This window comes from Nocardia sp. NPDC004654, from assembly GCF_040609595.1.
Lineage (GTDB): Bacteria > Actinomycetota > Actinomycetes > Mycobacteriales > Mycobacteriaceae > Nocardia.
Window position 1 is genome coordinate 481,484 of sequence record NZ_JBEXKI010000004.1, and the last position, 13,119, is coordinate 494,602.

At 69.5% G+C, this 13,119-nt stretch carries 12 protein-coding genes; 3 read left to right on the forward strand and 9 right to left on the reverse strand.

Going from position 1 to position 13,119, the window contains the following annotated elements:
* Nucleotides 1-50: 50 nt before the first annotated feature.
* Genes ABZV58_RS16505 through ABZV58_RS16540 form a run of 8 tightly spaced genes read right to left on the reverse strand, consistent with a single transcriptional unit; the run spans nt 51 to nt 7,993 of the window.
* Complete coding sequence (locus ABZV58_RS16505; RefSeq protein WP_355000956.1) at nt 51-839, reverse strand: ABC transporter ATP-binding protein; 789 nt, start codon at nt 837-839, stop codon at nt 51-53.
* The gene (locus ABZV58_RS16510; RefSeq protein ID WP_355000957.1) at nt 836-1,759 is read right to left on the reverse strand and encodes a hypothetical protein; all 924 of its coding nucleotides are present in this window, start codon (nt 1,757-1,759) and stop codon (nt 836-838) included. Before ABZV58_RS16510 ends, ABZV58_RS16505 begins: the two co-directional genes overlap by 4 nt.
* Complete coding sequence (locus ABZV58_RS16515) at nt 1,759-2,589, reverse strand: class I SAM-dependent methyltransferase (protein WP_355000958.1); 831 nt, start codon at nt 2,587-2,589, stop codon at nt 1,759-1,761. Before ABZV58_RS16515 ends, ABZV58_RS16510 begins: the two co-directional genes overlap by 1 nt.
* Entirely contained in the window at nt 2,586-3,881 is a 1,296-nt protein-coding gene (locus tag ABZV58_RS16520) for an MFS transporter (protein WP_355000959.1), read from the reverse strand. Before ABZV58_RS16520 ends, ABZV58_RS16515 begins: the two co-directional genes overlap by 4 nt.
* A complete protein-coding gene (locus ABZV58_RS16525) occupies nt 3,878-4,918 on the reverse strand; it encodes an enolase C-terminal domain-like protein (RefSeq protein ID WP_355000960.1) in 1,041 nt (346 codons plus the stop codon). Before ABZV58_RS16525 ends, ABZV58_RS16520 begins: the two co-directional genes overlap by 4 nt.
* Nucleotides 4,915-5,955, reverse strand: coding sequence for a PLP-dependent cysteine synthase family protein (locus tag ABZV58_RS16530; protein WP_355000961.1), 1,041 nt, complete (start codon nt 5,953-5,955; stop codon nt 4,915-4,917). The genes ABZV58_RS16525 and ABZV58_RS16530 overlap by 4 nt, the downstream gene beginning before the upstream one ends.
* The gene (locus ABZV58_RS16535; RefSeq protein WP_355000962.1) at nt 5,952-6,788 is read right to left on the reverse strand and encodes a hypothetical protein; all 837 of its coding nucleotides are present in this window, start codon (nt 6,786-6,788) and stop codon (nt 5,952-5,954) included. Before ABZV58_RS16535 ends, ABZV58_RS16530 begins: the two co-directional genes overlap by 4 nt.
* On the reverse strand, nt 6,785-7,993 hold the full coding sequence (locus tag ABZV58_RS16540; RefSeq protein ID WP_355000963.1) for an ATP-grasp domain-containing protein: 1,209 nt from the start codon (nt 7,991-7,993) through the stop codon (nt 6,785-6,787). Before ABZV58_RS16540 ends, ABZV58_RS16535 begins: the two co-directional genes overlap by 4 nt.
* Before the next feature lie 226 nt (nt 7,994-8,219).
* Here ABZV58_RS16540 and ABZV58_RS16545 point away from each other — a divergent pair, with 226 nt between their 5' ends.
* Complete coding sequence (locus ABZV58_RS16545) at nt 8,220-8,915, forward strand: hypothetical protein (protein WP_355000964.1); 696 nt, start codon at nt 8,220-8,222, stop codon at nt 8,913-8,915.
* Between the two features lie 208 nt (nt 8,916-9,123).
* Here the strand turns inward: ABZV58_RS16545 and ABZV58_RS16550 are convergent, their stop codons facing one another.
* Nucleotides 9,124-10,548, reverse strand: coding sequence for a short-chain fatty acyl-CoA regulator family protein (locus ABZV58_RS16550; RefSeq protein ID WP_355000965.1), 1,425 nt, complete (start codon nt 10,546-10,548; stop codon nt 9,124-9,126).
* 154 nt (nt 10,549-10,702) lie between these two features.
* Between ABZV58_RS16550 and prpD the strand changes: the two genes are divergently transcribed.
* Together prpD and prpB are read left to right on the forward strand one after the other, a co-directional pair.
* Nucleotides 10,703-12,205, forward strand: coding sequence for a 2-methylcitrate dehydratase PrpD (gene prpD, locus ABZV58_RS16555; protein WP_355000966.1), 1,503 nt, complete (start codon nt 10,703-10,705; stop codon nt 12,203-12,205).
* A complete protein-coding gene (prpB, locus tag ABZV58_RS16560) occupies nt 12,205-13,119 on the forward strand; it encodes a methylisocitrate lyase (RefSeq protein WP_355000967.1) in 915 nt (304 codons plus the stop codon). Before prpD ends, prpB begins: the two co-directional genes overlap by 1 nt.

Sequence of the window (13,119 nt, forward strand, 5' to 3'; positions counted from 1 at the left end):
GCTGGCGCTCGGCTCCGGCATGCGCGAAGCGCGCTGGCAACATGGTTCGCTCATCGCAGCGCCACCTTCTCCTCGGTGCCTGCGCGCGGACCGAAGAGCAGCTGCGGCGCACCGAACGCGTCGGCCCGCTGCACGGCGACGCCGTAGACGGGTTCGAGGATGTCCGGTGTGAGCACTTCGTCCACCGTGCCCGCCGCGCGGACTCGTCCGTGGTGCAACAGGACAAGGCGGTCGCAGTAGCGGGCGGCCAGATTCAGATCGTGCAGGACGACGATCGTTGTCGTGCCAGGTAGGTCACGGACCAGGCCGAGGAGCTCGTGCTGGTAGCCGATGTCGAGATGGTTGGTTGGCTCGTCGAGCAGCAGGTGGTCGGCTTGCTGGGCGAGGGCGCGGGCGATCAGCACCCGCTGGCGTTCTCCGCCGGACAGGTGCGCGAACGGCCGCTCGGCCAGATGCCGGGCGCCGACTCGTGCCAGCGCGGCGGCCGCGGTGATCCGGTCCGCCCGCGAAATGCCCTGCACCGCATTGGCCCACGGTGCGCGGCCGAGCAGGACCGATTCCGTGACGGTCATGGGGGTGTCCGCGGCGGATTCCTGAGTGACCACCGCGAGCCGCTCCGCCAGCGCCCGCCCCCGCAGGCCGGTGATGGGGATGTCGTCGACGGTGATCACGCCGGAGGTGGGACGCAGCGCCCGGTAGATCAGCCGCAGCAGGGTGGACTTGCCCGACCCGTTGGGACCGATGAGCCCGACGGTGTCACCGGGTTCGGCGACGAGGCCGACGCCGTCGAGTACGACCGCGCCGCCGTAGGCGAATCCGATGTCGCGCACTGTGATCATCGGCTCGCCGCCTCGGCGAACAGCCGGGAGATGCCCTCGGGTGGACCGGGGCGCCACGAGCGGTGTAGGTCCACCGAAACCGCGAACTGCGCACAAATCCGCTGTGCCGCGACCGTTTTCGCCGCCACCTCGGGGTCGCGCTCGTCGAGCAGGATGCCGGTGGTTGTTCCGCTGTGCGCGACGACAACGCCGAGGGCGCCGATGCGTTCGGCGGCGGCGATGGTGGCTTCCAGGTGCGGACGCTCACGCAGCGGTGCGCTGAGGCGGGCGCTGCGGGTGGACACCGCGCCGATGGTGGCGGCATCGCCCCGGGCGACGGCCTCGGTCAGTGTGGCGAGCAGCGAACTGTATTCGCGTGCGATGACGGGCGGCACGGCAGGCCGATTCCGGTCGAAGGCGACCGTGTCGACACAGCCGCCCTCGTCACCGGTGACGACGGTCAGCGGCGGCAGCGCGCCGAGCGCGGCCAGCAGGCGGACCTCGCGATGGTAGTAGGCCACGGCTCCCGGATACATGATGCCGTCGGAGGGTTCGATGCCGCGCAAGACGGCCTCGATCTCGGTGGCGGCCAGTGTCCTGCCCTCCGCGTCGGCGACGGCGCGTGCGGTCGCGACCAAGTCGGCGGTGGAGCTGGCCAGGCCCTTGCCCTCGGGCAGGTCGCCGAGCACCGTGAGCACGCCGCCGCGCAGCGCCGCGGATCCGGCGAGCACGGCGGCCGCGACAGCACGCGACTTGGTCTTGTGGGCAGGCACGACGGTCACGTCGTCGCGGCTGGGGTCGGGTTCGAACACGGCCACCGAGCCGCGGGTGATCGGGAGGGTGACCAGGAAATCGCGCCCGTTCTCGGCGGTGACGCCCTGGAGAAGTTCGCCACAACTGCCGAAGGCTGCGCCGACGCCGACGCGGATCGGGACGCTCATCATGCCTCCCCGCTACGGGCCTGGCGGGCGACCACGTGCAGTCGGTCGCCGTCGAGACGGTCGCCGAGTGTTCCGTCCCCGGGCCATGCCGGTGTGGTGAGCGGGCCCGGTTGGTCGAACAGGGCCAGCACCTCGAATCCGGCACTGTCGAGCAAGTGACGCAGTTCCTGCGGGAAGAGCAGCCGCCAGGCGGTGTGCTGCGCGACAGGCTCCGCGCAGCCCGGCCAGGTCCAGACCCGTTCCCGGCGCAGCAGCTGGGCGGGCAGGTCGACGGTGAGGCGGGTGCGCGAGGTGTAGGTCAGTCCCTCCCATTCGATGTGCCGCTGCGGCTGGTCGTCGAGAAGTTCGCGACGGCCTCGGTCGGTCAGCAGGAAGGCGCCGTTGCGCATCTCGAGGACGAGCAGGCCGCCCGGCCGCAGGCAGGCGGCGAAACGGTGCAGTGCGGTGAGCACGTCGGCGGTGTCGTGCAGGTGCAGCAGGGTGCTGCCAAGACAGGTGAGCACGTCCACCGGGGCCGGGGTATCGAGGGTGCGCAGGTCGCCGATCACGAATTCGACGGCGGGGCAACGGGTCCGGGCGTAGCGGACCATCTGTTCGGACAGGTCGACGCCGCGCACCCGAAAGCCGAGTTCGGCCAAGCGGGCGGCGTCGCGGCCGGTGCCCGAGCCCGCGTCGAGCAGGCTGAGCCGCGGGCCGGTGCCGAAGCGGTCCACCAGGTCGGCGACGAATCGCGCGTTGTCCGCACCCGTGCCGGGGAAGGTGCGCTCGTAGAGAGCGGGGTTGTCGGTGAGCAGGTTCTCGCTGAAGCGGACCGGGCCTGCGGGGGTCATCGGTTGCCTTTCGCGGGGCGCAGCGACTGCGCCGGGGAGGTCGATACTTCGGGGCCGGGCAGGAGACGCGCGCGGTGCAAGGCCAAGACCGCTGCGGCCGAGCCGAATCCGAGCGCGGCGCACACCAGGGCGGGCCGCCACCCCAGCGGCCCGCCGCCGTGGTCGACGACCGCACCGACCAGCGCACCGGCGGCCAACGTGAGCAGGCCCGAAGCCAAATAGAAAGCGCCGTAATAGGTTCCGGTGAGGGTGGGGCCGGAGAAGCGTGGGATGGCCTCGTTCACGAACGGCTGCGCCACCGTCACCCCCAGTGCCAGCACCACCGCGCCGAGCAGGACGGGAGCGATGCGCACGGCAACCTCGGCGACGCCGGTCCCGGCGGGAGGATCTCCAGCTGCCGCCAGAGGTACCGGCAGGAACGCCGCGCCGAGCAAAGCCATTCCGGCGGCCATCATCGGGCCGCGCTCGCCGCGGCGACCCAGCACTCTGGTCACCGGAACCTGCAACACCACCACCGCGACGGTCTCCACGACGAAGAGGGCGGCGACGGCGGCCGGACCCGCGGCGGCCCCGGCCAGGTCGCGTGCTTGCAGGGTGAACAGCAAGTACAGCTGGCTCTGCAGTACGAACAATCCGGCCAGCGCCAGCGAGAACGCCCAGAACCGGCGGTCGGTGAACACGGTGGCGAAATCCGCGCGCAAGGTGGTGCCGCTCGGCGGTACGGGCCGGTCCGGCAGGAGCAGCAGCTGCGCCACGGTCAATCCGGCGAACACCGCTGCCGCCGTCAGCGCGGTGATCCGGAAACCCACTCCCACCAGCACGGTCCCGATCACCGGACCGAGCGCGCACCCGGCATTGCCGAACACGTTGAACCAGGCGAAAGCTTGCGCCGCGCGGTCCTCGCTGTCACGAGCGATGTAGGCGCGCACGGCCGGGTTGAACAGGGCGCCCGCGAATCCGGTGAGCACCGACCCGGCCAGCACCACCGGCAGCGACCCACCGATCGCGAACAGCACGAAACCGATCGCGCGGATGCCAGCGCCCACGATGATCACCCCGCGCGCGCCGAGCCGGTCCGCGGCCGACCCACCGACCAGGAACAAGCCTTGCTGGCTGAGATTGCGTACGCCGAGGACGACGCCGACGACCGTCACCGACAGCGCCAAATCCGTGCGTAGGTAGTCGGCCAGAAACGGCACAAGCATGAAGAACCCGATATTGCCCAGACACTGATTGGCCAGCAGCAACCGCACCGAACGCGGGAGACTCCGCAGCTCCATCAAGGCGCTCACCGCGCGGCCACCGCGGTGGTGACGCCGAGACCTGGTCCGGCAGGTGTGCTCAGGACGCCGTCGGCTGCTCCGAGGCCGGTCCACGGGTCCTCGGCCAGTAGCAGGTGCCCGTCGAGGTCGACCCAGCGTGCGGCGCCGAGCAGATGCACCGCCGGGGCGATGCCGAGCGAGCTGGCGGCCTGGCAGCCGAGCATCACATCCAGGCCGCGGTCGCGGGCGTGGCCGATCATGGCGAGCGCGGCATCGAGCCCGCCGCATTCGGCGAGTTTGATGTTGATGCCGCCGATCCCGTCCGGTAGCCAGTCCAGGTCGGCGACGGTGCCCGCGTCCTCGTCGGCGATCACCGGCATCGGCGCACGGGCGGCGACCTCGGCCAGCCACGCGGGCCGACCGGCGGGCACCGGCTGCTCGACGGCGGCGATATCGAGCTCGGCCAATGTCCGCAGCACCGTCACCGCGGTAGCGGCGTCCCAGGCGCCGTTGGGGTCGAGCAGCAGGGTCGCCGACGGGGCGACGGCACGCACCGCGCGGACGCGGGCGATGTCGTCGGCGGGGTCGGGCGCGCCGAGTTTCATCTTCACGACGGAGAACCCGGCAGCGATCAGTTCGGCGGTGCGGTCACCGGCCTCGGCGACGCTCGTCAGGCCGATCGTGCAGGCGGTCGGTACCCGAACACGATGAGGCAAGCCGAGATACGTCGCGACGGACACGCCTGCGCGGCGGGCCAGCAGGTCGTGCACCGCGCTGTCGACGGCGCAGACCACCGGCGGCGGGAAGGTGGTGCGCAGGCCGGACAGGTTCGCGCGAAGTTGTTCGGGCGCATCGCATGCCTCGACCCGGGCGGCCAGTTCGGTGAGCGCGGTGGTGATGCGGGCGGTGTCGAGTCCCAGCCGGGGGCTGGTGACCACTTCACCCCAGCCGTGGTCTTCCCCGTCGCTCAGGCGCACCCACACCGCGTCGCGTCCGGACATGCTCGCGCGGGAGATGCGAAGGGGGCGAGCAAGTTCCAGCCGGGCGGTCTGCCAGGTGATCCTCATGCTCCCACCTGCTCGCGACGGGGATCACGCACCACCGCGCACCGAGCCCAGCCGTGGACCTCGGCGGCATCCGGGGCGGCGAGTTCGTCCGGTTCGGTGGCCGGTACGGCGGTGATGCCGTGCCGGTGGCACCAGTCGTCGTCGTAGATCGAGCGCAGGTAGCGATGCGGTCCGTCCGGAAACACCGTGAGGACGCGGGAATCGGGTTCGCGCCGAGCCAGCCAGTCCGCGACCAGGGCGGTCGCCCCGGTGCTCCAGCCACCGGCGACGCCGGTCCGTGCGGCGAGCTCCCGGCAGGAGGCCACCGCTTCGGCCGCACCGACCCAGTGCACCTCGTCGAAGTCGTCGTAGGCCACATTGCGCGGCAGGATGCTGCTGCCGAGGCCGCGCATCAGGCGCGGCCGGTCGGGCTGGCCGAAGATCCGCGACCCGGTCGCGTCCACGCCGACGACCCGCAGATCCGGCCAGCGGGTGCGCAGGACCCGGGTCAGGCCCGCGCAGTGCCCGCCCGACCCGATCGCGGCGACCAGGACATCGGCTCGGTCGACTTGGGTTAGTATTTCCTGGCCCATGGCGGTGTATCCGGCCGCGTTGTCGGGGTTGTCGTACTGGTCGGGCCAGTAGGCGCCCGGTGTCGCGGCAACGAGGGCGGCGAGCCGGTCGAGGCGGGCCTGCTGCCATCCACCGTCGGGGTGTGGTTCGGTGACGATGTCGAGTCCGACGCCGAAGGCGGTGAACAGGGAGCGCATCTCCGGTTCGAGACCGGCGTCGACCACGAGGGTCACCGGATGGCCGAGCGCTTTGCCCGCCAGGGCGAGGCCAAGCCCCAGTGTGCCGCTGGTGGATTCGATCACCGGCGCACCGACCGCGAGCTCGCCGCGGGCGCGGGCGGCGGTCAGCATGGAGACCGCGGCGCGTGCTTTCATTCCCGCGATGCTCGCCGCCTCCAGTTTGGCCAGATAGTGGGTGGCGCCGGCCGGGACCGGGATCACGGGAGTACCGCCGACCAATGCCAGCAGATCCGGTTGGGGTTTCACTCGTCCACCCCGCCGCGGTAGTGGAACAGAGTGCTCGGTCCGCCGTCGAGAGAGAAGAACGGATACGGCTCGGCCGACACGGCGTGCACACCGGCGCCGAGGAACCACGGCAGCACCGCACTGCCGCTCTGGGCGTAGGCGACGAGCGGGAGCGAGCGGTCCCGAGCCTCGGCCGCCAAAGCGTCGAAGGAACCGTTGCCCAAGGTCATCCCGGTCACCAGCATGGCGTCGTAGTCGCGGTCGACTCCGTCGAGGTCGCGATGCACCGGTTCGCCCCACTCGCTGGTGCCGCCAGCGAAATCACAAGGGATATAAGTTATTCCGCGCTCACGCAGCGCGGCGAGCAGCGATCCGACCACGCCGACGACCAGCACGCGGCGGGTGCGGTCGGGCAGCAGCGCCACCACCGCCCGCGCCCGCTGCCGCGATTTCGTCAGGCTGTCGCCGGGCTCGATCGTCACCGCACGGGCCATCGTGCCGACTGCCGCCGGATGCGGGCGCAGGTGCATCAGATAGGCGTCCAAGGCGGCGATGCGCACCGGGAGCAGCGGGTGCCGCAGGAGATCGGCCACGCGGACGCCGACACAGTCGTCGAGCAGTTCGTCGTTGTCGGCGGTGGGCTCGACACTGCACGAGCCGACCGAGGCTCCGGTGCGCAGGCCGAGCACGGCATTGCGGTAGCCGCTGCGGCTGCCTCGGTGGCGGGTGTCGTATCGGGTGAGGAAGGCGTTGGAGATCGTGAGGGTCGCCGGGTCGGGGCCGAGGCGTCCGTCCGCGGCCCGGGTCAGGAGTTCGGCGACCGAATGCGGGGCGGTGGTCTGCACGGGACTCATGAGGCGACCTCGACCGACAGCTTTTCGATCAGCGACTGAGCGAGATCGCCTGCGGTGTCAGCGGATTCGACGGCAACCATGACGTGACCGAGATAGTTGTTGTTGTTCGTCGCGGCCCGCACGGTCGCGCCGGGTTCGGCGAGGGTGTGCTCGACGATCCGCGGGTCGAGCGGCCAGTCCTGCGCACCCGTCAGCGCGGTCAAGGTGCCCGCCTCCTGTGGCACCACGAAAGCGATGGCGGCACTGCCGATTCCGGTGGGCCGCACCGTCAGATCGGGCGTCTGCCCCGCGGCGACCTGCGCGTGGACGGCTGCCAGATCGATGCCGGTGACCCGGCGGACGAGTTCGGTGATGCGGTTGCCCGCCGGGCGCGGGTTCACCTCGATCAAACGCGGACCTTCCGCGGTGAGCATGATCTCGATGTGGGCGACGGTGTCGTCGAGACCGAGCGCGGAGATCGCGGCGCGGGCCGTGCCGGTGAGAGCGTCGTGTTCGGCCGGGGAGAGCGCGGCGGGGAACATGTGTCCCGCCTCGATGAACGCCGGGGCGCCGGTGAGCCGTTTGTCGGTGACCCCGACCACCGTGGTGATGCCGCGGGCGGTCACCGTCTCGACGCTGAATTCCGGTCCGTGCAGGAGCTTTTCGACGAGTACCTGAGGTGAGCGCTCCTGGCCGCGGGCGTTGCGTGGGAATCCGCCGAGCGCGTCCAGCGCCTCGCGCAGTTGGGCGTCGTCCTCGGCGCGGGTCACGAACATGCCGCCGCACAAGTCGACCGGTTTGACCACCACCGGGTATCCGATGCCCCGCGCCGCCTCGACGGCCTCCTCGGCGCACGTCACCACCACGAACGCCGGACCCGGAACGCCCGCGGCACCGCACAATTCCCGAGTGCGGTGCTTCTGGCAGGCCGCGGCGACCGCGTCGCGGCCGGGGCCGGGCAGACCCAAGTCGGCGGCGATCGCCGCCACGGTGGGCAGGTAGTAGTCGCAGGACGACAGCACCCCGTCGAAGCCGAGCACCTCGTGCAGGCGCCGCACGTACGGCAGCAGCGTGTCCTCGTCATTGGTCTCGGCGGTGAGTACATTGGCCGCGCCGAGCAGCGGATGGGTACCCGGTTTCCCGCGCAGGTAATGCCCCAGATCGCGAGTCAGGAAGCTGAACGTGTGCCCGCTGTCCCCGATTCCGGCCGGCAGCAGTGTGCTCATCGATCCGACCCAGCTCTCCACCATCAGCAGGTGTCCCAACAGAAGCCTCCAAACCTCACGCAGACGCTAATGATAACCATTATCTTTAGATAGACGACAAGCCAGCGGCGCGACACCCTTGCGGCACAGCGCGTTTCGTCGACCGATTTGCGCTAACGATAATCATTATCAATAGTAGGGCAGCCGACGCACCGCTCGGCACTGTTCGACAACGAGGAACATCTCCATGCTGATGAGGACCCTGGCTCTGCCCGCGCTGGCTCTGGCCGCGCTGACCACCGCCACCGCCACCGCGCACGCCACACCGGAATCGCCGGTGTCCTTCACCGCGCACGCCACCGACACCGCCTCGATCATCGAGATCGATTCCGGTGCATTGGCGGTCGAGGACGGAGCGCTGAAGGTGAAGTCGCCGAGTGGAACCGTGATCGCCGCGACCCCGCTGACCTTCGGCATCGATGACTTCCAGTTCCCGATCCGCGCCGACATCGACGGCCGCACCGCGACCCTCACCCCGGAACTGTCCATGGACAAGGCCGTCTACAAGCCGGTCGCGCTGCCCTTCGAGGACAAGGCGCCGTGGAAGACCGAATACGAACGAGAGCAGGCAGCCTGGTCCCGGATGACCAGCACCATCAGCATGGGCGCGAGCATCGGCACCCTGGTCGGCGGCCTCGGCGGCGGCGCCGTCGGCTGCGTGCTCGGCGGCATCGTCGGGGCGACGGTCGCCTCGGCCACCATCGTCGGCCTCTTCGGGCCCTTCATCCCCGCCGCCGCCGTCGGCTGCATCGGCGGCATCCTCGCCGTCGGCGCCCTCGGAACTCTCGCCGGGCAGATCTTCGTGACCGCACCGGTCGCCATCGGCGCGGCCATCCAGTACTTCACCACCATCAACGCACCGTTCACCCCGCCCGCGAAGTGACTATCCCCGGGTGGCTGGTCACACGACCGGCCACCCGGTCGGCCTTGTGCTGCAGCGACATTCGTGAGCCCGAACCGGGCGAAACCATCGATCTCGTCGACCGCGACGGTTCGGGCGAATACATCGCACCGGCCGATCGCGCGCTCCTGGTCACCCTGCCGTAACGGACATCCCCTCGAGAACGGCGCGGGAAGGTCGCGACCCGAGGTCAGCTCGCTGTCGTCGGTACGTAGGGGATGTTCTGGGAACTGTTGTCGTCCACGCGAATCGGGCGGCCCAGTTGCGGAAAGGCGCGCTGTGCGCAGTCGGTTCGCTCGCAGACCTTGCAGCCCGCGCCGATCGGCACCGCAGTGCGCGGGTCGTCGACGGGCAGTCCGTGCGAGTAGACGAGCTTGCCCGCGTAGGCCAGGTCGCAACCTAGTCCGATGGCGAAATCCCTTTTGGCAGAGAGATATCCGGGAGTCTTCTCGTCGGTGGTTCGGGCCAGCCACAGGTAGTTGCGTCCGTCGGGCATCTGCGCGATCTGGGTGCGGATGCTGCCCGGGGTGGCGAACGCCTCGTGCACCACCCACAGCGGGCAGCTGCCGCCCACCCGGGAAAAGTGAAAGGCGGTGGCGGACTGGCGTTTCGAGATGTTTCCAGCACGGTCGGTGCGGACGAAGAAGAACGGCACGCCCCGCTTGCCGGGACGCTGCAGGGTCGACAGGCGGTGGCAGACGGTCTCGAAGCCGACCTCGAATTTCGCCGCCAGCAATTCGATGTCGTAGCGCAGGGTTTCGGCCGCGTCCCAGAACTGGGTGTAGGGCAGGATCAGCGCTCCGGCGAAGTAGTTGGCAAGCCCGATGCGCAGCAGGCCGCGCGAACCTTCGGGCACAGTGTCCGCGTCGTCGATCAGGTCGGCGATGACCTCGGCCTGGGTGAGAAAGGCCAGCTGCGTGGCCAGCTGGAACGCGCGTTGCCCTGGGCTGAGCCGCCGCGCCAGGGTCAGCACGTTCCCGTTCGGATCGTAGACCCGTTTGGGGCCAGGGTGATCGGGATCGTCGGTGCGTATCGCCACCGCGATACCGTGCTGTTCGCGCAGCAGCCGGGTCAGCTGCAGGTCCAGGCCGCCCAGGCTCAGTCCGTTGCGGGCGAACAGCTCCTCGGCGGCCAGGTCGAGTTCGGGAATGTGGTTGCGTCGGTCGTAGAAGTAGTCGCGGACGTCCTCGTAGGGCATAACGGAAGCGGAACCCGTTATGGCGCCTTCGATTCCGGCCGACACCCGCTCCATCTGCTCGGTCGCGCCGCGCAAGCGCCGATGCAAGCCGACCAGCAGCCGCGCGGCCGCGGGCACTCGGGCAACCAAGTCGTCCATCTCGGCCGTGGTGATGCTCGCGCCGTCGGGGTCCTCGGCGAACACATCCTGCAGGTCGGCGATGAGCCGGGCGTCGGTGTCGGCGGCGAAGAAGCCCATGTCGAGGTCGTAGCGCGCATTGAGGCGCAGCAGCACCGGAACGGTCAGCGGACGTTGATCGTGCTCCAGCTGATTGATGTAGCTCACCGATAGCCCCACCTCCTTCGCCAGCGCCGACTGCGAGAGCCCGCGCTGTTCCCGGAGCGTGCGCAACCGTGCACCCGCGTACATCTTCTGCATGCGTTCAGTCTAGTGGCTTCGGCTTCCACAACTTTCACAATTTCACAGATCCATTTCCACAAAATTAGGCATTTGCGTGACATTTCCCTCGGACTTGGCGCTGTGTAGCGTGCGAAATGTACCGGTGAAAATCGACTTCTTGGAGGCTTCGACCGTGAAGAACCATCTCGTCCGCACCTACCGTTCTGCGGAGCACTTTCCGCACGAGGAGCATCTCGCGTGGAAGATCGCCGAGGTGGCCGCGGATACCGTGGAGGTTGCCGCGGACACGGAAGAGATGATCGTCAACCGGATCATCGACAACGCGGCTGTCGCCGCGGCCTCGGTCACCCGCCGTCCGGTCGCCAATGCCCGCGCGCAGGCGCTGACCCACCCTTACCAGCCGGGCGCGACGGTCTTCGGCGTCGAGGGCCGTTTCTCGCCGGAGTGGGCGGCCTGGGCCAACGGCGTCGCCGTGCGCGAACTCGACTTCCACGACACCTTCCTCGCCGCGGAGTACTCGCATCCGGGTGACAACATCCCCGCGATCCTGGCCGTGGCCCAGCACACCGGCCGCAGCGGCCGCGACCTGATCCGTGGTCTGGCGACCGGCTACGAGATCCAGGTGGATCTGGTGCGCGGAATCTGCCTGCACGAGCACAAGATCGACCATGTCGCGCACTTGGGCCCCTCGGCCGCGGCCGGTATCGGCACGCTGCTCGGCCTGGACACCGAGACCATCTACCAGGCCATCGGCCAGGCGCTGCACACCACCACCGCCACCCGCCAGTCCCGCAAGGGCGAGATCTCCAGCTGGAAGGCCTACGCGCCCGCGTTCGCCGGGAAGATGGCCGTCGAGGCCGTGGATCGCGCGCTGCGCGGCGAGGGCGCGCCCTCGCCGATCTGGGAAGGCGAGGACGGCGTGATCGCCTGGCTGCTCGGCGGTCCCGGCAAGGAGTACACCGTGCCGCTGCCCAGCCCGGGCGAGGCCAAGCGCGGCATCCTCGACACCTACACCAAGGAACACTCCGCCGAGTACCAGAGCCAGGCTCCGATCGACCTGGCGCGGCGTATGCGCGATCGCATCGGCGACCTGGATCAGATCGCCTCGATCGTGCTCCACACCAGCCACCACACCCACTTCGTGATCGGCACCGGATCCAACGATCCGCAGAAGTTCGATCCCTTCGCCTCTCGCGAAACCCTCGACCACTCGGTCATGTACATCTTCGCGGTCGCGCTGCAGGACGGCACGTGGCACCACGAGCGCTCCTACGCTCCGGAGCGTGCGCAGCGCCCGGACACCATCGAGCTGTGGAAGAAGATCTCCACCGCGGAGGACGCCGAGTGGACACGGCGCTACCACTCCACCGACCCGAACGAGAAGGCCTTCGGCGCGCGCGCCGAGATCACCCTGAAGAGCGGTGAGGTCATCACCGACGAGCTGGCGGTCGCCGACGCCCATCCGCTCGGCGCGCGGCCGTTCGCCCGCGAGCAGTACATCGCGAAGTTCCGCACCCTCGCCGAGGGCGTCGTGGAGCCCGCCGAGCAGGATCGCTTCCTGGAAGTGGTCCAGCGCGCGGGCGAGCTGTCCGCCGCCGAGCTGTCGGAGCTCAATTTCACCGTCTCGGCGGACGTGCTCGCCCGCGCGCCCAAGTCCCCGAAGGGCCTGTTCTGATGACCGGGCTCCTGGCTGCCACCACGTCCGCCGCCGACAAGCGGGCCGCGTTCAAGGCAGGACTGACCTCGGGGCAGATCCAGCGCTTCCCGGGCGCGTTCAACCCGCTGGTGGCCAAGCTGATTCAGGAGATCGGCTTCGAAGGCGTCTACGTCTCGGGCGCGGTGCTCTCAGCCGACCTCGGCCTGCCGGATATCGGCCTCACCACGCTCACGGAGGTCGCCGGTCGCGGTCAGCAGATCGCGCGGGTCACCGACCTGCCGGTGCTCATCGACGCCGACACCGGATTCGGCGAACCCATGAGCGCCGCGCGCACCGTCACCATCATGGAGGACGCCGGAATCGCGGGTCTGCACCTCGAGGACCAGGTGAACCCGAAGCGGTGCGGGCATCTGGACGGTAAGGCCGTGGTGCCCGCCGACGAAATGGTGCGCCGCCTGCGCGCGGCGGTGGCCGCTCGCCGGGATCCGGACTTCGTGATCTGCGCGCGCACCGACGCCGCCGGGATCGAAGGCATCGACGCGGCGATCGACCGGGCGAAGGCTTACGCCGACGCGGGCGCGGACCTGATCTTCACCGAGGCCCTGCACACCCCCGCCGATTTCGAGAAGTTCCGGGCGGCGGTCTCGATTCCGTTGCTGGCCAACATGACCGAGTTCGGCAAGTCCGAGCTGCTCACGGCCGAGACGCTGGAGTCCATCGGCTACAACGCCGTCATCTACCCGGTGACGACGCTGCGGCTGGCCATGTACGCCGCCGAGACCGGGCTGCGGAAGATCTTCGAGCAGGGCACGCAGGCCGACCTGCTCGACGGGATGCAGCACCGCAGCCGCCTGTATGAGCTTCTGCAGTACCAGCGCTACAACGAATTCGATTCCGACATCTTCAATTTCACATTGGGAAGGAACCAGTGA